At 75.1% G+C, this 18,171-nt stretch carries 19 protein-coding genes, 1 pseudogene and 2 riboswitches; of the genes and pseudogenes, 11 read left to right on the top strand and 9 right to left on the bottom strand.

The genetic code is table 11. The features are described from left to right. The 5 genes from EQG70_RS01165 to EQG70_RS01145 form a co-directional block, all read right to left on the bottom strand. Entirely contained in the window at positions 1–1,386 is a 1,386-nt protein-coding gene (locus EQG70_RS01165) for an acyl-CoA dehydrogenase family protein (protein WP_109268983.1), read from the bottom strand. Positions 1,387–1,499: 113 nt separating this feature from the next. After that, positions 1,500–1,594: riboswitch (SAM riboswitch) on the bottom strand. Between the two features lie 131 nt (positions 1,595–1,725). Beyond that, the gene (gene moeB / locus EQG70_RS01160; RefSeq protein WP_208746242.1) at positions 1,726–2,901 is read right to left on the bottom strand and encodes a molybdopterin-synthase adenylyltransferase MoeB; all 1,176 of its coding nucleotides are present in this window, start codon (positions 2,899–2,901) and stop codon (positions 1,726–1,728) included. Beyond that, positions 2,898–3,695, bottom strand: a complete 798-nt coding sequence (locus EQG70_RS01155; RefSeq protein WP_244296703.1) for a thiazole synthase — start codon at positions 3,693–3,695, stop codon at positions 2,898–2,900. The genes moeB and EQG70_RS01155 overlap by 4 nt, the downstream gene beginning before the upstream one ends. A 64-nt stretch (positions 3,696–3,759) precedes the next feature. After that, positions 3,760–3,999, bottom strand: coding sequence for a sulfur carrier protein ThiS (thiS, locus tag EQG70_RS01150; RefSeq protein WP_109268986.1), 240 nt, complete (start codon positions 3,997–3,999; stop codon positions 3,760–3,762). Further along, the gene (locus EQG70_RS01145) at positions 3,996–5,360 is read right to left on the bottom strand and encodes an FAD-dependent oxidoreductase (RefSeq protein WP_109244368.1); all 1,365 of its coding nucleotides are present in this window, start codon (positions 5,358–5,360) and stop codon (positions 3,996–3,998) included. The genes thiS and EQG70_RS01145 overlap by 4 nt, the downstream gene beginning before the upstream one ends. Next, a riboswitch (TPP riboswitch) is annotated at positions 5,356–5,459 on the bottom strand. (Overlaps the previous gene by 5 nt.) 15 nt (positions 5,460–5,474) lie before the next feature. Here EQG70_RS01145 and thiE point away from each other — a divergent pair. The 7 genes from thiE (at position 5,475) to EQG70_RS01110 (ending at position 11,588) form a co-directional block, all read left to right on the top strand. Continuing rightward, the gene (gene thiE, locus EQG70_RS01140; protein ID WP_370658578.1) at positions 5,475–6,194 is read left to right on the top strand and encodes a thiamine phosphate synthase; all 720 of its coding nucleotides are present in this window, start codon (positions 5,475–5,477) and stop codon (positions 6,192–6,194) included. Positions 6,195–6,292: 98 nt separating this feature from the next. Further along, complete coding sequence (locus EQG70_RS01135; RefSeq protein WP_109268987.1) at positions 6,293–7,342, top strand: hypothetical protein; 1,050 nt, start codon at positions 6,293–6,295, stop codon at positions 7,340–7,342. A 99-nt stretch (positions 7,343–7,441) separates the two neighbouring features. Next, complete coding sequence (locus EQG70_RS01130; RefSeq protein WP_095650719.1) at positions 7,442–8,350, top strand: VOC family protein; 909 nt, start codon at positions 7,442–7,444, stop codon at positions 8,348–8,350. 174 nt (positions 8,351–8,524) lie between these two features. Then, complete coding sequence (locus tag EQG70_RS01125; RefSeq protein WP_109244366.1) at positions 8,525–8,854, top strand: DUF3140 domain-containing protein; 330 nt, start codon at positions 8,525–8,527, stop codon at positions 8,852–8,854. A 105-nt stretch (positions 8,855–8,959) separates the two neighbouring features. Then, positions 8,960–9,586, top strand: a complete 627-nt coding sequence (locus tag EQG70_RS18260) for a TetR family transcriptional regulator (RefSeq protein ID WP_244296631.1) — start codon at positions 8,960–8,962, stop codon at positions 9,584–9,586. Then, positions 9,583–11,274, top strand: a complete 1,692-nt coding sequence (locus tag EQG70_RS01115; protein ID WP_109268988.1) for an MDR family MFS transporter — start codon at positions 9,583–9,585, stop codon at positions 11,272–11,274. The genes EQG70_RS18260 and EQG70_RS01115 overlap by 4 nt, the downstream gene beginning before the upstream one ends. 110 nt (positions 11,275–11,384) lie before the next feature. Then, positions 11,385–11,588, top strand: a complete 204-nt coding sequence (locus EQG70_RS01110) for a hypervirulence associated TUDOR domain-containing protein (RefSeq protein ID WP_017831907.1) — start codon at positions 11,385–11,387, stop codon at positions 11,586–11,588. Between the two features lie 64 nt (positions 11,589–11,652). Here the strand turns inward: EQG70_RS01110 and EQG70_RS01105 are convergent, their stop codons facing one another. Next, complete coding sequence (locus EQG70_RS01105; RefSeq protein ID WP_017831906.1) at positions 11,653–12,000, bottom strand: hypothetical protein; 348 nt, start codon at positions 11,998–12,000, stop codon at positions 11,653–11,655. Positions 12,001–12,350: 350 nt separating this feature from the next. On the opposite strand from EQG70_RS01105, the gene EQG70_RS01100 reads away from it, so the two are divergent. Beyond that, positions 12,351–12,530, top strand: a complete 180-nt coding sequence (locus tag EQG70_RS01100; protein WP_017831905.1) for a hypothetical protein — start codon at positions 12,351–12,353, stop codon at positions 12,528–12,530. 14 nt (positions 12,531–12,544) lie between these two features. Here EQG70_RS01100 and ppgK read toward each other — a convergent pair whose 3' ends face one another. Beyond that, a complete protein-coding gene (gene ppgK / locus EQG70_RS01095; protein ID WP_109268989.1) occupies positions 12,545–13,405 on the bottom strand; it encodes a polyphosphate--glucose phosphotransferase in 861 nt (286 codons plus the stop codon). Between the two features lie 230 nt (positions 13,406–13,635). Between ppgK and EQG70_RS01090 the strand changes: the two are divergent. Next, a pseudogene (locus EQG70_RS01090) lies at positions 13,636–14,934 on the top strand (MFS transporter); the annotation flags it as partial. Positions 14,935–15,059: 125 nt separating this feature from the next. Here the strand turns inward: EQG70_RS01090 and EQG70_RS01085 are convergent. After that, complete coding sequence (locus EQG70_RS01085; RefSeq protein WP_043738261.1) at positions 15,060–15,710, bottom strand: XRE family transcriptional regulator; 651 nt, start codon at positions 15,708–15,710, stop codon at positions 15,060–15,062. Positions 15,711–15,757: 47 nt separating this feature from the next. Here EQG70_RS01085 and EQG70_RS01080 point away from each other — a divergent pair, with 47 nt between their 5' ends. Together EQG70_RS01080 and EQG70_RS01075 are read left to right on the top strand one after the other, a co-directional pair. After that, positions 15,758–16,615, top strand: coding sequence for a class I SAM-dependent methyltransferase (locus EQG70_RS01080; protein WP_109268990.1), 858 nt, complete (start codon positions 15,758–15,760; stop codon positions 16,613–16,615). Positions 16,616–16,641: 26 nt separating this feature from the next. Continuing rightward, positions 16,642–17,613, top strand: coding sequence for an NAD(P)/FAD-dependent oxidoreductase (locus EQG70_RS01075; RefSeq protein ID WP_109268991.1), 972 nt, complete (start codon positions 16,642–16,644; stop codon positions 17,611–17,613). 15 nt (positions 17,614–17,628) lie between these two features. Here the strand turns inward: EQG70_RS01075 and EQG70_RS01070 are convergent, their stop codons facing one another. Next, on the bottom strand, positions 17,629–18,135 hold the full coding sequence (locus tag EQG70_RS01070; RefSeq protein WP_051063696.1) for an Lrp/AsnC family transcriptional regulator: 507 nt from the start codon (positions 18,133–18,135) through the stop codon (positions 17,629–17,631). Between the last annotated feature and the right edge of the window lie 36 nt (positions 18,136–18,171).

The following is an 18,171-nucleotide window of genomic DNA, read 5'->3' as shown; positions in this document are numbered from 1 at the left end:
TCAGGCTCCTGGGGTTCGGTCGGCGTCGGTCGTGGCATCGGTCGTGGCATCGGTCGCGGCATCGGTCGTGGCATCGGTCGTGGCATCGGTCGTGGCGCCGGTCCTCGCGTCGCCGATGGCGTTCAGGCCCTCCGGCAGGGTGCCGTTGATGAGGTAGTCGCCGAGGGCTCGGGCGCGGAAGGCGATCGGGTTGTGGGTGGCCACGGTCTGGGCGTTGCGCCAGTGCCGGTCCAGGCCCTTGGCCGTGGACGTGGCGGAGGCGCCCACGGTGAGGAACAGGTCCTGGGCCGCGCCGAGCGCCAGCTCCGGCACGGTGACCTGGGCGTGCTCCACGGCGATCTCGGACTCGTGCAGCGCCGCCGGGAGGGCCCCGGTGAAGTCCGGCCGGTCGGCGCCGGCCGCTGCGGCGGCGGCGATCCCGGCGTCCAGGGCGCGGGCGGCGTGCAGGACGGTGGCCTCGGCGGCGAAGGCCTTGGCGGAGATCCGCCCGGTGGCCTCCTGGATCAGCGGGTCGTCGCGGAACGGCAGGCCGAGCCCGGTGTTGAAGGTCCGCCGGCGTCCGGCGATGGTCTCCACCGCGTCCCGCCGGGCCGCCCGGGCGATGCCGGCCAGCACGGCCAGCAGCACGAGCTGGAAGAAGGCGGCCTCGTGGACGGCCTCCGCGCTGCCGGCGGTGCGGTCCAGCACGGCGTCCTCCGGGACGCGCACCCGCTCGAAGACCGCGGTGCCGGTGCCGGTGAGCTTCTGCCCGAAGCCGTCCCAGTCGTCCTCGAGCGTCACGCCCTCGGCGTCCGTGGCGACGACGGCGAAGCGGCGCCCGTCGCGGCCGTCCAGGGCGGCCGAGACGCGGGTGTAGTCGCAGAAGACGGAACCGGTGGCGTAGAACTTCCGGCCGGTGAGCTCCCAGCCCTCGGGGGTCCGGCTCAGCACGGTGTTCAGGGTGCCCAGCGCGTTGCCGCCCTTCTCCGTGGAGGCGTTGCCGACGGTGGCCCCGGCCAGCACCCGCGGGTACCAGACCTCCTGGAGCTCCCGGGGCAGGAAGCGCAGGGACTCCACGAAGCCGTGGTGGGAGCGGTAGAGGTGGGCGATGTTGGAGTCGGCCTCGGCCAGGTCGACCAGCAGCCGGGTGAAGTCCTCGAGGCTGACCCCGGGGCCGCCGTGGGCCGCCGGGACGCGCAGGGCACCGAACCCGGCCCGGTCCAGCCGGCCGACCTCCGCGTAGGGCAGCGCGCGCCGGAGGTCCCGGTCCAGGGCGCCGGCGGCGATCTCCGCGAACAGCGGCCGGAAGTGCTCCCGCAGCCCGGAGTAGTCCCCGGGCAGGCCGGCGGCGAGGTCCGTGCCGGCGCGGGGATGGGCGGTGGTCTCCTCGACCGTGCTCGGGGTCATGCGGTGGTCCTCTCGGTCGCACCGAGGATTGCCGGTCGGCCGGTCGCGCCGGGGGCGGGCCCGGTGGCGGCAGCGCCGGAGGCTGACGTCACGGACCGACTGCAGATCCGGGATCTCCATCGGTTCTGGCATTAGCACCCTGACCCCGGAGGAGGGCGGGTTGCTGCGGCGTCGTCGAGCCAGATCTCTCAACCGCTCTGAATGGGGCGCTTGCCATGGCATCAGACCGCCCGGTCCAGGGCCAACCGGATGACGGGCGCACGTCATGGAGTGTCACGACGGCGTCACAGAAGGTCACGTCCTCCGCGGTGGTGTAGCGGTGTGCCGCAGGAGACCGGATCAGTAGACCGGCTGGTCCGGCTCCACCTGCGCCACCCAGGCAAGCACTCCACCCTCGAGGTGACGGACCCGCTCCTCCCGCCCGGCGTAGAAGGACCGCAGCGCGGCGAGCGCGGTCGCGGAGCGGGCCCCGGCCTTGCAGTGCAGCACGAGGTCAGCGCCGCGGGCCTCCGGGGGCAGGGCGTCCGCGCCGCGGTCCAGGATCTCCTGCAGGGGCACGGGCACGGCGCCGTCGATGGCCACGAGCTCCCGCTCCCAGTCCTCGCGCACGTCCACCAGGGCGAAGGACGCCTCCCCGCGCTCCCGGCGCTCGAGCAGCCGGGCCAGCTCGGCCGCCCCGACGGTCTCGGAGGCGTCCGCGCCGGGCAGCGCGCAGACCGCGGCGGGCCGGGCCACCGCGGTGACCGGGGCGGCGTCGGGATCCAGGGTGAGCCGCATCTCGCGCCAGGTCATCGCCAGCGCGTCGTGCAGCAGCACCCGGCCGAGCAGGGGCTCCCCGGTGCCGGTGACGAGCTTGACGGCCTCGGTGACCATGACCGCGCCGACGGTGGCGGGGAGCATGCCGAAGACCCCGCCCTCGGCGCAGCTGGGCACCTCGCCGTCCGGCGGGGCCTCGGGGTAGAGGTCCCGGTAGGTGGGCCCGTGCCCGGTCCAGAAGACGCTGACCTGCCCCTCGAAGCGCAGGATGGAGCCCCACACGCAAGGCGTGCCGGTCAGGGCGGCGGCGTCGCTGACCACGTAGCGGGTCGCGAAGTTGTCGGCGCCGTCCAGGACCAGGTCGTACCGGCCGATGATGTCCACGGCGTTGTCCGCGTCCAGCCGGACGGGGTGGGTGCGGACCTCCACCAGCGGGTTGAGCGCGGTGACGGCCTCGGCGGCGGAGACGGACTTGGGGCGGCCGACGTCGGCGGCCGTGTGCACCACCTGGCGCTGCAGGTTGGAGACCGCCACCACGTCGTCGTCGACGATCCCGAGGGTCCCGACCCCCGCCGCGGCGAGGTACTGCAGGGCCGGGGACCCGAGCCCCCCGGCGCCGACGACGAGCACGCGGGCGTTCCGCAGCCGCCGCTGGCCGAGGGTCCCGATCCCGGGCAGGGTCAGGTGCCGGGCGTAGCGCTCGAGCTCCTCGCGGGTCAGTTCGGGGCCGGGCTCCACGAGCGGGGGCAGCGGGCTCACGGCCGCTCCCCCACGGGCGCCCAGTCCCCGCGCGGCACGTCCGCCGGGCCGTCAGCCGGCCCGGCACCGGCGGCGTCCGTGTCGATCCGCCCGGCCATCGACGAGGACGCCTGGGCGTGGCGGCGGGCCGGGATGCGCCCGGCACCGGCGGCGAGCCGGCCGGCGAGCACGGCGTGGCGCATGGCGGTCGCCATCGCCACCGGGTCCTGGGCGCGGGTGACGGCGCTGGCCAGCAGCACGGCGTCGCAGCCCAGCTCCATGGCCAGGGCGGCCTCGGAGGCGGTGCCGATCCCGGCGTCGAGCACCACGGGCACGGACGCCCGGGAGGCGATGAGCTCGATGTTGTGCGGGTTGAGGATGCCCAGCCCGGTGCCGATGGGGGCGCCCAGGGGCATCACCGCGGCCGCGCCCAGGTCCTCGAGGCGGCGTGCGACGGCCGGGTCGTCGGAGGTGTAGGCGAAGACCTTGAAGCCGCGGGCCACGAGCTGCTCGGTGGCGTCGAGGAGCTCCACGACGTCGGGCAGCAGCGTGTCCTCGTCCGCGATGACCTCGAGCTTGACCCAGTCGGTCTCGAGGGCCTCGCGGCCGAGCTCGGCGGTCAGCAGCGCGTCCCGGGCGGTGTAGCACCCGGCGGTGTTGGGCAGGATCCGGATGTCGTTGCGCTCGAGCAGCGCGAAGAGGGAGTCGCCCTGGCCGGGGGCGTAGCGGCGCAGGGCCACGGTGGTCAGCTCGGTGCCGGAGGCCAGCAGGGCCTGCTCCAGGGTGTGCAGCGAGCTCAGGCCGCCGGTGCCCATGATCAGCCGGGAGCTCAGCTCGATGCCGTCGAGCACGAGGGGGTCGGGGTGCGGGGCGGTCACGTCAGCCTCCCTGGACGGCGTTGATGATCTCGATGGACTGGCCCTCCGCCACGGGGGTCCGCCGCCAGCGGCTGCGGGGCACGACCGCGGCGTCCACGGCCACGGCCACGCCGAGGCGCCCGCCGTCCAGCGGGGCGCCGTCGGGGCCCAGGGCCCGGCCGACGGTCTCGGCGACGAGGTCGACGACGGTCGCCTCCGCCGCCACGCGGTGCGGGCGGCCGTTGAGGGTGATGGCGGTCATCGGGTGCTCCTGCTCCGGGGCCCGGGCCCGGCGGCGGCCGGCGCGGGATCCTCTGGACGGGCCTCGACGGGGCGGTCGAAGCGGTGCGGGTCGGTGGTGGCGAGGTGCTCGGCGTCGGCGGCCAGGTCGGCTCCGGTCCCGCCGGTCACCAGCTGCGCGGCGAGCCGGGCGGCCAGCGGGGCGAGCAGGACGCCGTGGCGGAAGTAGCCGGTGGAGACCACGAGCCCCGGCACCGGCGAGCCGTCCGGGTCGCGGACCCGGCCGAAGTACGGGATGTCGTCCGGGGTGCCGGGCCGGGCGCGGGCCAGCACCTCGACCAGCTCGAGGTCGGCGACGCCGGGCACGAGCGCCTGGGCATCGCGCAGCAGCCGGAACACGCCGCCGGCGCTGGGACCGGACAGGTCGTCCTCGCGGGAGGTCGCCCCGATCACCACGGTCCCGTCGGCGCGGGGCACCAGGTAGACGGGCACCCCGTGCACCAGGCCGCGGACCGTGCGCTCGAGCAGCTCCGGCGCCCCGGCGGGGACCCGGGCGCGCAGGATGTCCCCGTGCACCGGCCGCAGCGGCGGGTGCCAGTCCTCCGGCAGTCCTTCGAGCTCGCCGAGCCCGGCGCCGGGGGCGAGGACCGTCCAGGTCGCGGAGACCATCCCGCCGCCGGCCAGGCGGACGCCGGTCGCCGCGCCCTCGGCGTTGCGGCGCAGCCCCGTGGCGAGGTCGTGGACGAGGCGGGCCGGTCCGCCGTCGCGCGCGGCCGGGAGCCCGGCGGGCTCCGGGAGCTCCGGGGGGTCGGGGAGTTCCGGGGCGACGAGGGCCGCGAGCAGCCCGGCCACGAGGCGGCGCGGGTCCACCTGGTGGTCGTCGGGGATCCGGAACACCGCGGACAGCCGCGGGCTCAGGGTCGGCTCGAGGGTGCGGGCGGCGCGCAGGGTCAGCGGCTCCACCGTCATGCCGTGGCGCCCCTGCAGCGCGCGGAGGTCCGCCAGGGCCTGCCGGTCGGCGGCGTCCACGCCGCAGACCAGGGTCTCGGTGGCCCGGTGGCCCACCGTCCCGCCGGCGGCCTGCTCGAGGGCGGCCACGAACGCCGGGTACTCGGCGGCCGAGGCGGTCATCAGGGGGTACAGGGGCTCCTGCTGGTACTGGACCTCGCTCACCGGGGCGAGCATCCCGGCCGCGGCGCGGCTGGCGCCGGAGCCCGGCTCGGGGTCCACCACGACCACCGAGCGGCCGCGGCGGCGCAGCTCCCAGGCGGTGGCCAGGCCGATCACCCCGGCGCCGACGACGGCGACGTCGGCGCGGACGTGCTCGGGCCGGTCGACCAGCGGGTGGGGCGCGGTCGTGGGGGCGGGGTGCGCGGCAGTCACAGGGAACGTCCTTTCCTCCGGCGGCATGACCCGCATCAGGTGTGGCGGTCGGCGCTGGACGCCCTCTCAGCCCCCGGTGGGGCTCCCGCAGAACCGCTGACCTATCATCAGCGTGTGACCCACCCTACCCGTGACGCCTCCGCCCCCGCCGAGTCCTCCCTGCGAGACACCCGGACGGCCCGCCTCCTCGCCGCCCGGCTGTACGTGTGCACGGACGCCCGCCGGGACCGGGGCGACCTCGAGGAGTTCCTGCACGCCGTCTGTGCCGGCGGCGCGGACATCGTCCAGCTGCGGGACAAGAGCATCGACGCGGACGAGGAGATCGCCGCGCTGGAGCTGCTGGGCCGGGTGGCCGCCGAGTATGACGCCCTGTTCGCGGTCAACGACCGCGCCGACATCGCCGCGCTCGTGGGCGCCGACGTCTTCCACGTGGGCCAGCACGACCTCAGCCCCGCCCAGGCCCGGCGGCTCCTGGGCCCCGACGTGCTGATCGGGCGCTCCACCCACGACCTCGGACAGGCCACGGCGGCGCTCGAGGACCCGGACGTCGACTACTTCTGCACCGGCCCCGTCTGGGCCACGCCCACCAAGCCGGGGCGCCCGGCCACCGGGCTGGAGTTCGTCCGCGCGGTCGCCGAGCTGACGGAGGCCCGGCTGGACGCGGACCCGGAGGTCCTGCCCGTGCCGTGGTTCGCCATCGGCGGCATCGACGAGCCGCGGCTCCCGCAGGTGCTGGAGGCCGGGGCGCGCGGCGTCGTCGTCGTCCGCGCCGTCACCGAGGCCCCCGATCCCCGCGTCGCCGCCGGGCAGCTGCGCGGCCTGCTCCCCGCCTGAGCCCGGGGCGCTCCGCCGTCCGCCTCACCGTCGGCTCCCCGCCGCCGTCCAGCACGTTCTGAGAGCATGGACGCAGGACGACGACGGAGAGGTGGCCCATGGACCCCGAGCTCGACCCCCAGGTGCGGCACGCGGTGGAGCGCCCCGCGGAGACCGCCCGCGGCCCGGAGGACGCGCAGCTGCGCGTCCGGCTGGCCGGTGAGCCCGCCCGCCGCGCCCTCGGCACGCACTGGGAGCAGGGCCTCCCGGAGGACGCCGCCCCGAGCGACGACCGGCTCGCCGCCGCCGTGCTGCTCGCCACCCTCTTCGGCGACACCTTCTGGCTGGAGCGCGCCGCCCGGCTGCCCAGCGACGTGCCGGGGTGCCCGTCCGCGCCGCCGAGCGGGCTGCTGGAGCTGACCCGGGTGCCGGGCGCCCGGGCCGCCCTGGCCGCCGTGCTCGAGCGCCCGCTGCTGACCGGGCTCCTGGAGTGGGGCACCAACCCCCTGCCGGAGCAGCCCCCGCTGGCCGTGGCCCGGGCCGCCCGGGACCTGGGCGTCCCCGACGACGGGCGCGTCTACAAGGTGGTGCGCCGCCGCGCCGAGCGCTTCCTGGCGCGGGAGCACGACGGGTCCGAGCCGCTCGAGCAGTTCGTGACCCTGCTGAACGAGGCGGAGCGGGGCCACCGCGAGGACGGGCCCGTGCTCTCGGGCGAGACCCTGCCGCCGGCGGCTCCACCGGCGCCGGGTCCGACCGCGGGGTCCTCCTCCGCAGCCGGCCCGGCCGCCGACGGTGGCATCCGCCCGGCCACGCCCCCGCCCGGCGCCCCTCCGGCGGGCTCGCCCGAGAACCCCCAGTGGGGGGTGAGCCCCGCGAGCCCGGCCCCGCCGCCGCCAGGGCCGCTTCCGGGCCAGTACCCCGGACCCGGGGCACCCGGCCCGGGCGGTCCGGGATACGGCACCCCCGGGTACGGCCCCGGGGACCAGCAGCCCGGAGCACCGGGCGCCAGCACCCATGGCGCCTCCGGGCCGGTGTTCGGGCCCGGCCCCGGCGGGTGGCCGCCGCGCCCGGCCGAACCCGTGGAGGACGACTCCGACAACCTCAAGGCGTGGGGGTTCGTCTTCCTGGGCATCCTGGCGGTGATCGCCGCTCTGATCTTCATCCTCTGAGCCCACCGCACCATCATTTACTTGCACAGGAAAGCTTCTGGGGCTATTCTTGGGGACATATCAACCAGTGCGCCGCCCCTGCCGACGGAGAACCCCGCGATGCCGATCTTTCCCCAGAACCCCGCTCCCCAGAGCCTGACGAAGCGCCCCGCCGAGGACCTGCTGTCCGCGGACACCCGGATGGGCGCGGTGGAGCTGCTGGTCTCCGACCTGGACACGATGGTCGCCTACTACTCGGACGCCGTCACCCTCGACGTGCTCGCCCACGCCGGGGACACCGCGGTCCTGGGCCGGGACGGCCGGACGGTCGTGCGGCTGCGCCAGGTCAAGGAGCTCCCGCCGGCCCGCCGCGGGCAGGCCGGTTTGTTCCACACCGCAGTGGTCTTCGACGACGAGCCGGCCCTGGCCGCAGCGCTCGCGTCCGTGGCGACCGTGGCGCCCCGCTCCTTCACCGGCAGCGCCGACCACCTCTACAGCCAGGCCTTCTACTTCGACGACCCCGAGGGCAACGGGGTGGAGCTCTACACGGACCGTCCCCGCGAGACGTGGCGGCGGGAGCCCACCGGCCTGCTGACGCTGGCCTCCAACCCACTGGACCCGAACGGGTTCCTGCAGGAGCACCTGGCCGAGCAAGGCGGGCGGCCCCCGGCGCCGCCGGCCACCCTGGGACATGTGCACCTGCAGGTGGGTGACATCCCGCTGGGCCGGCAGTTCTACGTGGACGTCCTGGGCTTCGAGGTGATGAGCGACATCGGCTCCGCCCTGTTCATCGCCGCCGGCGGCTACCACCACCACATCGCGCTCAACACCTGGCAGAGCGCCGGGGCCGGCCCGCGTGCGGCGTCGCTGGGGCTCGGCCAGGTCAACATCGACCTGCCGGACGCCGACGACGTCGCGGCCCTGGCGTCCCGGCTCGCGGACCACCGGATCCCCACCCGGCACGACGGCGCCGTGCTGCGCTTCGAGGACCCCTGGAACACCCTGATCCAGGTGGGCGTCGCGGCGTAGCCCCGGCCCGGTGCGGCGTCCGCACCCGCCCGCCGGCGGCACCGCGCTCGACACCGGCGACTGCTCGCCGGCACCCCGGTCCGCCGGTAGGTTGGGCCTCGTGCCCGGGGTGCCCGGGCGCCGAGGGCGCGCGGCGACACGGCGGCCGCCCGGTCCGAGAGCGAGGAGCAGGGCATGGGCGAGCAGGACGACACCACCGGCAAGGACTTCGACGAGGCCGTCAACATGACCGCAAAGCAGCTGTCGACGTGGCTGGACACCGACGAGTCCACCTCGGTGGGCCAGGACGACGGCGGGGAGTCGGTGGGCCACCGCTCCGGGCGGCGGATCGTGGAGATCCTGCAGAAGCCGAAGGGCGAGCGCACCGAGGCCGACCACGAGCACATGCGCAAGGTGGTCGGCTACGTCCACCGCCACCTGGCCCAGCGCCCCGACGGGGACGTGCGCGAGACCCGGTGGCGCTACTCCCTGATGAACTGGGGCCACGACCCCCTGAAGGACTGAGCCGGCGGGCCCGGCCCGCGCCGCCGTGCGGGCCCGGCCGCCCCGGCGGGCACCCCGGGAAATATTGCAGTTGTGCAAAACTTGCAGAAGTGCAAAAATATGGGCGTGAATGACGACTCCCCTCCCACCCTGCGCGCCCGCAAGAAGGCCGAGACCTGGTCCGCGATCCACGAGGCGGCCGCCGCCCTCGCGGTGCAGCACGGGGTGGAGGGCACCACGGTGGAGGCCGTGGCCGCGGCGGCGGGCGTCTCCCCGCGGACCTTCTTCAACTACTTCCCCGCCAAGGAGGACGCCGTCCTGGGCATGCGGGCCCCCTCGCTGGACCCCGAGCTGCTGGACGGCTTCTCCCTCGAGCACGACCTGCTGGGCCAGGTCTCGCGCCTGCTGCTGGCCGTCTCCCGCAGCGCCTACGCGGGACGGGACGCCGAGCGGCGCCGGAGGCTGCTGCAGGACCACCCGAGCCTGGGCCGCCGCCGGCACGAGCTGATGCTCGAGGCCGAGACCCTGGTGCGCCACACCCTCGCGGAGCTGCTGGCCCGGGACCCCGCGTGGTCGGCCGGGATCGGGGAGCACCGCGTGGACGAGGTCGCCCGGATGCTGGTCCTGCTCGGCGGCGTCCCGCTGCGCTTCGCCATCACCGCCGAGAGCTACTCCCCGGCGCACGGCCTGCCGACCGAGGACCACGAGTCGGCGCTCTCCCTCCTCCACCGTCTCCAGGAGAAGCTCTCATGACCCGCACCCCCGCCCACCGCGCCGAACCGGGCTCCGGCTCCCGGCACCTCGCGCTGCTCTTCGTCGGCCTGATGCTCTCCATGCTGCTGGCCGCGCTGAACCAGACCGTCCTCAGCACGGCGCTGCCCACGATCGTGGGCGAGCTCAACGGGGTCGACGAGATGCTGTGGGTGATCACGGCCTACATCCTGGCCTCGACGATCATGATGCCCGTGTACGGCAAGCTCGGGGACCTGATGGGCCGCAAGCCCCTGCTCCTGGGCGCGATCCTGGTGTTCATGGCCGGCTCCGTGGTCGGCGCGCTCGCCGGCACCATCGAGGTCCTCATCGCGGCCCGCGCGATCCAGGGTCTCGGCGGCGGCGGGCTGATCATCCTCTCCCAGGCCGCCATCGCCGACGTGGTCCCGGCCCGGGAGCGCGGCAAGTACATGGGCGTCATGGGCGGGGTGTTCGCGGTGTCCTCGGTGGCCGGCCCGCTGCTCGGCGGGTTCTTCACCGAGGGGCCCGGCTGGCGCTGGGTCTTCTGGATCAACATCCCGCTCGGGCTGCTCGCGTTGGCCGGGGCCGTCCTGTTCCTCAAGCTGCCCCGGCACAGCGGCCGGCCGCGCCTGGACATCGGCGGCATGGTGCTGCTGGCCGTGGCCACGACCTGCCTGGTCCTGTTCGCCACCTGGGGCGGCGGCAAGTACGCCTGGACCGACCCCGTGATCCTCGGGCTGATCGCCGGGACGCTCGTGGCCGCCGCGGCGTTCGTGGCCGTGGAGCGGCGCACCGCCGAGCCCATCATCCCGATGCACCTGTTCCGCGAGCGCAACTTCGTCCTCACCACCCTCGCCGGTCTGCTCACCGGCGTGGCGATGTTCGGGGCCCTCGGCTACCTGCCCACCTACCTGCAGATGGTCTTCGGCGTCGACGCCACCCGGTCCGGGCTGCTGATGGTGCCGATGATGGGCACGATGCTCGTGACCTCGGTGCTCGCCGGTCAGGCCGTGAGCCGGACCGGGCGCTACAAGTGGCTGCCGGTGGCCGGCAGCGTGATCGTGGCCGCGGCCATGGGGCTGCTCGCCACCCTGACCTCCGAGCAGGGGGTGTGGCACGTGTGCCTCTACATCGCGGTCCTCGGCCTGGGTCTGGGCCTGTCCATGCAGGTGCTCGTGCTGATCGTGCAGAACACCTTCCCCCTGCGCCAGGTCGGCACGGCCACCGCGGCGAACAACTTCTTCCGCCAGATCGGCGCCACCCTCGGCTCGGGAGTGGTCGGCAGCGTCTTCGCGAGCCGGCTGGCCGAGCTGATGGCCGAGCGCGTCCCGGCGGCCGCGCTCGAGGGCGGCGCCGGGGGTGCCAACTCGCTCACCCCCGCCGTGGTCGCGTCCCTGCCGCAGGCGCTGCAGGACCCGATCGTGACCTCCTACAACGACGCCCTGACGCCCATCTACCTGTGGATCATGCCCCTGGGCCTGCTGGCGGCCGCCGTGCTGTGCTTCGTCGCCGAGGAGCCGCTGGCCACCACGATCGAGCAGGACGTCGAGCCGGAGGCCCTCGCCGAGGGCCGCTTCGTGGTCACCGCCGACGAGCCCGCCGCGCCGCGCGTCGACGACGAGGACCGGGACGCCGACGACGACGCGCGGGACGCCCGCGATCCGCGCGAGGACCCGGCCGCTCTCGAGCCGGCCGCCGCGGCGCGCTAGCCGGGACGCGGAGCGCTCCGTAGGCTGAGGACGGCGCACGGCCGGCGGCCCCGGGGCGCACGCGCACCGGACCGGACGAGCTCCGGAACCGACGAGCAGAGGAGCAGCGGATGAGCCTGAACAAGGGCACCAGGGTCACGTGGAACACCCCGCAGGGCAGGACCGAGGGGAAGGTCGTCGAGAAGAAGACCGAGGACTTCGAGCTCGACGGACGCACGTACCGCGCGAGCACGGACGATCCGCACTACATCGTGGAGTCCGACAGCTCCGGGGCCCGCGCGACCCACAAGGCGGACGCCCTCACCGAGGCCTAGCCGGAGACCTGCCCCGCCGCGGGCCCGAGGACGGGCGCGGCGGCAGTCGGGCGGGACGCGGCGTTCAGCCGCGGACGCCGGGAGTGCCCCAGACGAACGGGCCGAAGGACGGGCCGGCCGGTTCGAGGTACTCGACGTCGGACGCCGGGACCAGGGCGCCCGGGCTGTACCCGTCAGCCTCGCAGCGCACCAGGACGACCATGCCCAGCTCGACCGGGTCGTAGGGCGCGCACAGCACCATCTCGCCCGCCCGCAGGTTCAGCCCCGCGCGGTCGGTGCGCATCCGGTAGCGCGCCACGTGGGAGACGGTGATGGACGAGATCGGGTCGACCACCGGACCCACGCCGATGCCGGGGAGGACGTCGAGGGGTCCCGTGTCGTCGGGAACAGGGGTCAGTTCGGAAAGGCTCATGGCGGGGATCTCCAGTCGTGCGAGCGCATCGGGAGCTGCAGAAGGTCCCGGTGCCGGGCGGGTGTGCTCGACCACGCTGTCCCTTCCCATGATAGAGAGCCACGTCACACAGGGGAAGAGTCCTTCGCATCGGTCCACGGCCCGCCGGCCGCGGTGCACGAACTTGCAGACTCCGGCGCCCCGGGCGTCGCGGGGCGTCACAGAGTCACAGTCACCGAGCCCCCGACCCTCTTCTGACCTGGGCGGACAGACGGCACAGCCGAGTGTGACGCACGGAACGCCCCGCGGTCTGCGGTGCGGCCCCGCCGCGCGCCTACATTCACTGACATGAGCTACGAGGGGTCGATGCCGTGATCACGATCAACATGAACAACGCCGCGCTCTGCCGGCTGGAGCAGCAGGACCGGGGGCGGCCCGGTGCGTTGCCGGAACGGCGGTCCACCGCCGCGGGCACCGGCCCGCGGGACGCCCGGGAGACCGCCCGGCGGCCCGATGAGGCTCCCCCGATGCCGGAGCACACCAGGGGCTGATGCCCCGATCCGGCTCAGCGGCTGCCGACGAGGCCGGACGCCCGCAGGGCGCCGAGGTGGGCCTGGCGGCCGGCGCCGACGATGCCGGCGGCGTTGCGCAGCTGCGCGGGGGCCACGCGGGCGCGCAGCCGCAGGTGCGGCAGGAACTCCTGGTGCCGTTCGCTGATGCCTCCGCCGAGGACGATGAGATCCGGGGAGATCAGGCGCTCGAGGTGGGACAGGTAGCGCTGGAGCCGGTCCGTGTAGGTCGGCCAGTCCAGGGCCTCCTCCATCCGGGCGGAGGCGCCGGCCCAGCCGTCCACGTCCCGGCCGTCCAGCCACACGTGGCCGAACTCACTGTTGGGGATCAGCTCCCCGTCCAGGAACAGCGCCGAGCCGATCCCGGTGCCCAGCGTGATCACCAGCACCGTCCCGCTCGCGCCCCGGGCGGCGCCGAAGCGCACCTCGGCCAGCCCGGCGGCGTCGGCGTCGTTGAGCACCGCGACCTCGCGCCCCAGTCCGGCGGCGAGCAGCTCCCGGGCGTCCGTGCCGATCCAGGAGTCGTCGAGGTGGGCGGCGGAGCGGGCGATGCCGTGGTCGATGATCGCCGGGACGCCCACGCCGACCCCGGCCAGGGGCACGCCCGGCCCGGGCGCGCGCTCCAGCTTCTCCAGGACCCCGCGCAGGACGGCCACCACCGCGGCCGGGGTGGCCGGCGCGGGCGTGGGCACCCGGCGCACCGGGCCCACGGTGGTGCCGCGGACCGGGTCCACCACCGCGTACTTGATGGTCGTTCCGCCGATGTCCACCCCGAGGCAGCGGGCGTCGTCGTCGCCCCCGGCGGAGACGGGCGGGACGGTCGGGGGCGTCCGGACGGACGGCAGGGCACAGGTCATCTCACGGTCCTGGATCGAGGCGGGGACGGCGCGCCCTCGAGCGGGCGGCGCCTGTTCGACTGTACAACCGGGCGGGGACGGCAATTATTCGCACCGGCCCCGCCACCCGTCCGGCGCCACCGTCCCGCCCCGGGCGTTCCCTAGAATCGAGGGGTCCCGGTCACCCCGGCGAGCGCCCGCGCCCCGCCCGGCGCCCCGGCGTCCCGCCGCCTTTCGAAGGACTTCCCCGCATGACCAGTCCCACCACCGCCGCGTGGCCCGTCCCGCCGAGGACCACCAACCGGGTGCTGCTCGCCTGCTGGCTCGCGATCCTGGCCGAGGGGTACGACGTCGGCGTGCTCGGCGCCGTGCTGCCCGCCCTCGCGGAGCACCGGGAGTGGGACCTCACCCCGCTGGAGCTCGGCGGCCTCGGCTCCTACGCCCTCGTCGGCATGCTCATCGGGGCCATGGTCATCGGCACGCTCTCGGACCGGATCGGCCGGAGGAGGATGCTGCTGGTCTCGATGGCCATCTTCACCACCATGCAGCTGGGCGCCGCGCTGGCCCCCACCCCGGAGGTCTTCGGGCTCTTCCGGCTGCTCGGCGGCCTGGGCATGGGCGGGATCATCCCGGTGGCCGCGGCCCTGACCATCGAGTACTCGGCGCCGCGGCGCCGGTCCTTCAACTACGGCGTGATGTACTCCGGCTACTCCCTCGGCATCCTGGCCGCCGCGCTCGTGGCGATCGTCCTGCTGCCCACGCTGGGCTGGCGCTGGGTGGTCGGCGTCGGGTTCCTGCCCGTGGTCCTGCTGCCGCTGGTGGCCAGGCTGCTGCCCGAGTCCCTCGAGTACCTCATGGGCAAGGGCCGCCGCGAGGAGGCCGCCCGCCTGGCCGCGCGGCTGCACGTGACACCGTTCGTCGAGGGCGACTGGACGCCGGTGCGCTCCGAGGAGGCGAAGGCGCGATCCGTCGGCTGGAAGCAGTCCCTGGCGGCGATGTTCTCCGGCGGCTACCTGACCGCCACGGTGTTCTTCTGGGTCTCCCTGTTCTGCGGCATGGTCCTGGTCTACGGCCTCAACACGTGGCTGCCCTCGATCATGCGCTCGGCCGGCTACGAGCTCGGCCCGGCCCTGACGTTCCTGGTGGTCTTCAGCCTCGCCTCGGCCGCCGGCGGCATCGCCCTGGGCCGCGCCGCGGACGCCTACGGCAAGAAGCTGATCCTGGTGGTCTTCTACCTGCTGGGCGGGGCGGGGATCCTGCTGCTGATGTTCCCCAACAGCATCGTGGTCAACTACGTGTTCGTGGCCCTGGCCGGCATCGGCTCGATCTCCACCTCGCTGGTGCTCACCGGCTGGGTGGCCGAGTACTACCCCGCCCACTCCCGGGCCACCGCCACCGGCTGGGCCCTGTCCTTCGCCCGGATCGGCGCGATCTCGGGCCCGCTCATCGGCGGCTGGATCGGTTCGATGGCCCTGCCGTTCCAGTGGAACTTCATCGTCTTCGCCGCCGTGGCCCTGGTCGCCGCCGGGTCGGTGGCGCTGATCCCGCAGTTCCCGGGCCCGGCCGGTCCGGCCGCGCGGCGCGGGCGGTCGGGGCGCGCCGAGGGCGCCGGCGGCACCGGGCGCCTGAGCCGAGCGGCCCGCCGGCCGGGCGCCCCGGCGGCCCCGGCCGCACCTCACCCGGCCGGGTCGGGTCCGTCCTGGCCGGGTGCCGGGCGGTCGGCCGGCGCCGGCGCCCTCCGGTCCTCGGCAGGCTCGTCCGCGTGCAGATGGGCGCGCTCGCCGTCGTGGTCGAGCACGGTGAGGATCTCCACCGGCCCGCCCTGCGCCACGATGGCGTGCGGGACCATCGTGGAGAACTGCGCCGCCTGACCGGCCTCGACCACCACGACCCGCTCGCCCAGATACAGACGGGCGGTCCCGGAGAGCACGGTGAACCAGTCCCGGCCCGGGTGCACCGCCAGCCGGTCCGGTGCGGGCGGCGGGCCCGGCAGGATGCGCATCTTGGCCACGGTCATCCCGTGCAGGGCCCGCTCGGAGGACAGCAACCACATGGTCAGCCCCGGCGTGCTGCTGGGCTGCGGGCGGATCACCACGTCCTCGTCCTCGGGGGACTCGACGAGCTGGTCGAGCGAGGTGTCGAGCGCCCGGGCGATGGGCACCAGCTGGTCGAGAGCGATCCTGCGGTGCCCGGTCTCGAGCCGGCTCAGCGTGGACGGGCTGAGGTGGCACCGGGCCGCGAGCGCGTCCAGGGACCAGCCGCGCGCCAGCCGGAGACCGCGGATACGGCGGCGAATCACGGCGTCCAGGTCGAGTTCTTGCGTCATGGGCAAGAGTGTATGCCTCAAAGGCATTTTGCGCCTACCGTGGAGGCATGACACCGCACGACTCCCCGCACCCGACGGCGGGGCACCACACCCACCTCGCACAGCACGACGACGACGGACTGGCCGAGCTGCTCGAGCTGGACGCCGAGATCCTGGGCCCGCTGCTGGAGGAGGTCCTCGACTGGGTCGCCCAGCAGGTCCGCAGCGCGCCGGGCACGGTCGCGGACATCGGCGCGGGCACCGGGCCCGGCAGCCGGCTCCTGGCCCGCCGCTTCCCGTCGGCGCAGATCGTCGCGATCGACCGGTCGGCACCGAGGCTCGAGCGGCTCCGCGCCGCGGCCGGCGCACCGGGCCCGTCCGACCGGATCCGCACGGTGCAGGCCGATCTGGACACCGCCTGGCCCGAGGTCGGGGCGGTCGACCTCGCCTGGGCGGCCTCCTCGCTGCACGAGCTCGCCGCGCCGGACCGGCTGCTGCGCGAGCTCCATGCCGGGATGCGCCCCGGCGGTCTCCTGGCGGTCGTGGAGATGGACGCGCTGCCGCGGTTCCTGCCCGAGGACATCGGGATCGGCCGCCCGGGCCTGGAGCGCCGCTGCCACGAGGTCCTCTCCCGGGCCCACTGGAACGCCGTGCCCGACTGGGGACCCCGTCTGGAGAAGGCCGGCTTCCGGCCGGCGGGTCGGCGCCGGTTCAGCGTCGAGGCGCTGCCGGCCCCGCCCGGCACGGGGCGCTGGGCGGACCTCTGGCTGCGCCGCGCCCTCCCGGTCCTCGCCGGCCGGTTGGCCGCCGACGACCTGCTCGCCCTCGAGCACCTGCTCACCGAGGACTCCCCCGGCGCGGCCCTGCACCGGGAGGACCTGGTGCTGCGCGCCGGACGCATCGTCTGGGCGGCGCACCGGGCATGAACCACCAGCACGAGAGGACACGGACCATGAACAGCATTTCCGCGTACGACGTCGTCGTCGTCGGAGGCGGCGCGGCCGGCCTGAGCGCCGCCGTCGCCCTGGCGCGCTCCCTGCGCTCGGTGGTCGTGGTGGACGCGGGCGAACCCCGCAACGCCCCGGCCGACGGCGCGCACAACCTCCTCGGCCGGGAGGGGATCCCGCCGCTCGAGCTGCTGGCCGCCGGCCGGCGGGAGGCGGAGCAGTACGGGGCGGAGATCCTCCGGGACCGCGCCGTCACCGCCCGGGCGGAGGAGGAGGGGTTCACGGTCGGTCTCGCCGGCGGCGGCGTGCTGCGCGCGCGGCGGCTGCTGCTCGCCACCGGACTGGTCGACGAGCTGCCCGACGTGCCCGGCGTGGCCGAGCTGTGGGGGCGGAGCGTGCTGCACTGCCCCTACTGCCACGGGTGGGAGGTCCGCGGCCGGCGCATCGGCGTGCTCGGCGCGGGACCCATGAGCATCCACCAGACGCTGCTCTTCCGGCAGCTCAGCGAGGACGTCGCCTTCTTCCCGCACCGGATGCCGGACCCCGGCCCCGAGGCCTGGGAGCAGCTCTCCGCCCTCGGGATCCGGGTGGTCGAGGGGCCCGTGCAGCGGCTGCGCGCCGAGGGGGACGCGCTGCGCGCCGTGGTCCTCGCCGACGGGCAGGAGGTCCCGGTGGACGCCCTGGTCGTGGCGCCCCGGTTCGCGGCCCGGGCCGAGCTGTACGAACAGCTCGGCGGCACCCTGACCGACCACCCCGCGGGGGCGCTCATCGCCACGGGCCCGATGGGCAGCACCGACGTCCCCGGGGTGTGGGCGGCCGGCAACGCCGGCGACCTCTCGGCCATGGTCTCCTCCGCGGCGGGAGCGGGGGTCGGCGCGGCCGCCGCGATCAACGCGGACCTCGTGGCCGAGGAGGCGGCCGCCGCCGTGCGGGCCCGCGCGCAGGGCGCCGCGGCCGGGACGCCCCGCCGCGGCTGAGAGTCTCGGGGGCGGTCAGATCTGCACGGACCCCTGGACGTGCTCGAACACCAGGCTGGTCTGCGTGGCCGCCACCGCCTGGTTGGAGGACAGGTGCTCGAGGACGAACTGGCGGATGTGGTCGGTGTCCCGCGCCGTGACGTGGATCAGGAAGTCGTCCGAGCCCGCCAGGAAGAAGAACTGGGACACCTCCGGCACCGACTTCAGCCCCTCGCCGAACGCGGACATCAGGTGCCGGGCCCCCGGCCGCAGGCGCACGCTGATGAGGGCCTCGATGGTGCTCCCGAGCGCCCGGGGGTCCACCTCGACCGTGAAGCGGCGGATCACGCCCGAGCGCTGCAGACCCTTCATCCGGGCCAGACAGGTGGACGGGGCCACGCCGAGGGCCTCGCTGAGCGCCTGGTTGGTCATCCGGGAGTTCTCCCGCAGCAGCGCGAGCAGGCGCCGGTCGAGATCGTCCAGCTCGGGGGCCGGGCGCAGATCCTGCGACGGGCGCCGCGTGTCGTGGCTCACATTGTCCATCATTCCGCCACTTCTCGGTCGATTGCCGAAGGATCG

Source organism: Kocuria rosea (genome assembly GCF_006094695.1).
Taxonomy (GTDB): Bacteria; Actinomycetota; Actinomycetes; order Actinomycetales; family Micrococcaceae; genus Kocuria; species Kocuria rosea.
The sequence above is the reverse complement of the archived record's forward strand: the minus strand, read 5'-3'. Positions and strand labels throughout refer to the sequence as shown.

Excerpts from the sequence above, each read along its gene's own strand:
- EQG70_RS01165 (WP_109268983.1), bottom strand. The coding sequence starts at position 1,386 with ATGACCCCGAGCACGGTCGAGGAGACCACCGCCCATCCCCGCGCCGGC.
- EQG70_RS01155 (WP_244296703.1), bottom strand. The coding sequence starts at position 3,695 with ATGGGCACCGGCGGCCTGAGCTCGCTGCACACCCTGGAGCAGGCCCTG.
- thiS (WP_109268986.1), bottom strand. The coding sequence starts at position 3,999 with ATGACCGCCATCACCCTCAACGGCCGCCCGCACCGCGTGGCGGCGGAG.
- EQG70_RS01135 (WP_109268987.1), top strand. The coding sequence starts at position 6,293 with ATGGACCCCGAGCTCGACCCCCAGGTGCGGCACGCGGTGGAGCGCCCC.
- EQG70_RS01130 (WP_095650719.1), top strand. The coding sequence starts at position 7,442 with ATGCCGATCTTTCCCCAGAACCCCGCTCCCCAGAGCCTGACGAAGCGC.
- EQG70_RS01125 (WP_109244366.1), top strand. The coding sequence starts at position 8,525 with ATGGGCGAGCAGGACGACACCACCGGCAAGGACTTCGACGAGGCCGTC.
- EQG70_RS01115 (WP_109268988.1), top strand. The coding sequence starts at position 9,583 with ATGACCCGCACCCCCGCCCACCGCGCCGAACCGGGCTCCGGCTCCCGG.
- EQG70_RS01110 (WP_017831907.1), top strand. The coding sequence starts at position 11,385 with ATGAGCCTGAACAAGGGCACCAGGGTCACGTGGAACACCCCGCAGGGC.
- EQG70_RS01105 (WP_017831906.1), bottom strand. The coding sequence starts at position 12,000 with ATGAGCCTTTCCGAACTGACCCCTGTTCCCGACGACACGGGACCCCTC.
- ppgK (WP_109268989.1), bottom strand. The coding sequence starts at position 13,405 with ATGACCTGTGCCCTGCCGTCCGTCCGGACGCCCCCGACCGTCCCGCCC.
- EQG70_RS01085 (WP_043738261.1), bottom strand. The coding sequence starts at position 15,710 with ATGACGCAAGAACTCGACCTGGACGCCGTGATTCGCCGCCGTATCCGC.
- EQG70_RS01080 (WP_109268990.1), top strand. The coding sequence starts at position 15,758 with ATGACACCGCACGACTCCCCGCACCCGACGGCGGGGCACCACACCCAC.
- EQG70_RS01075 (WP_109268991.1), top strand. The coding sequence starts at position 16,642 with ATGAACAGCATTTCCGCGTACGACGTCGTCGTCGTCGGAGGCGGCGCG.
- EQG70_RS01070 (WP_051063696.1), bottom strand. The coding sequence starts at position 18,135 with ATGGACAATGTGAGCCACGACACGCGGCGCCCGTCGCAGGATCTGCGC.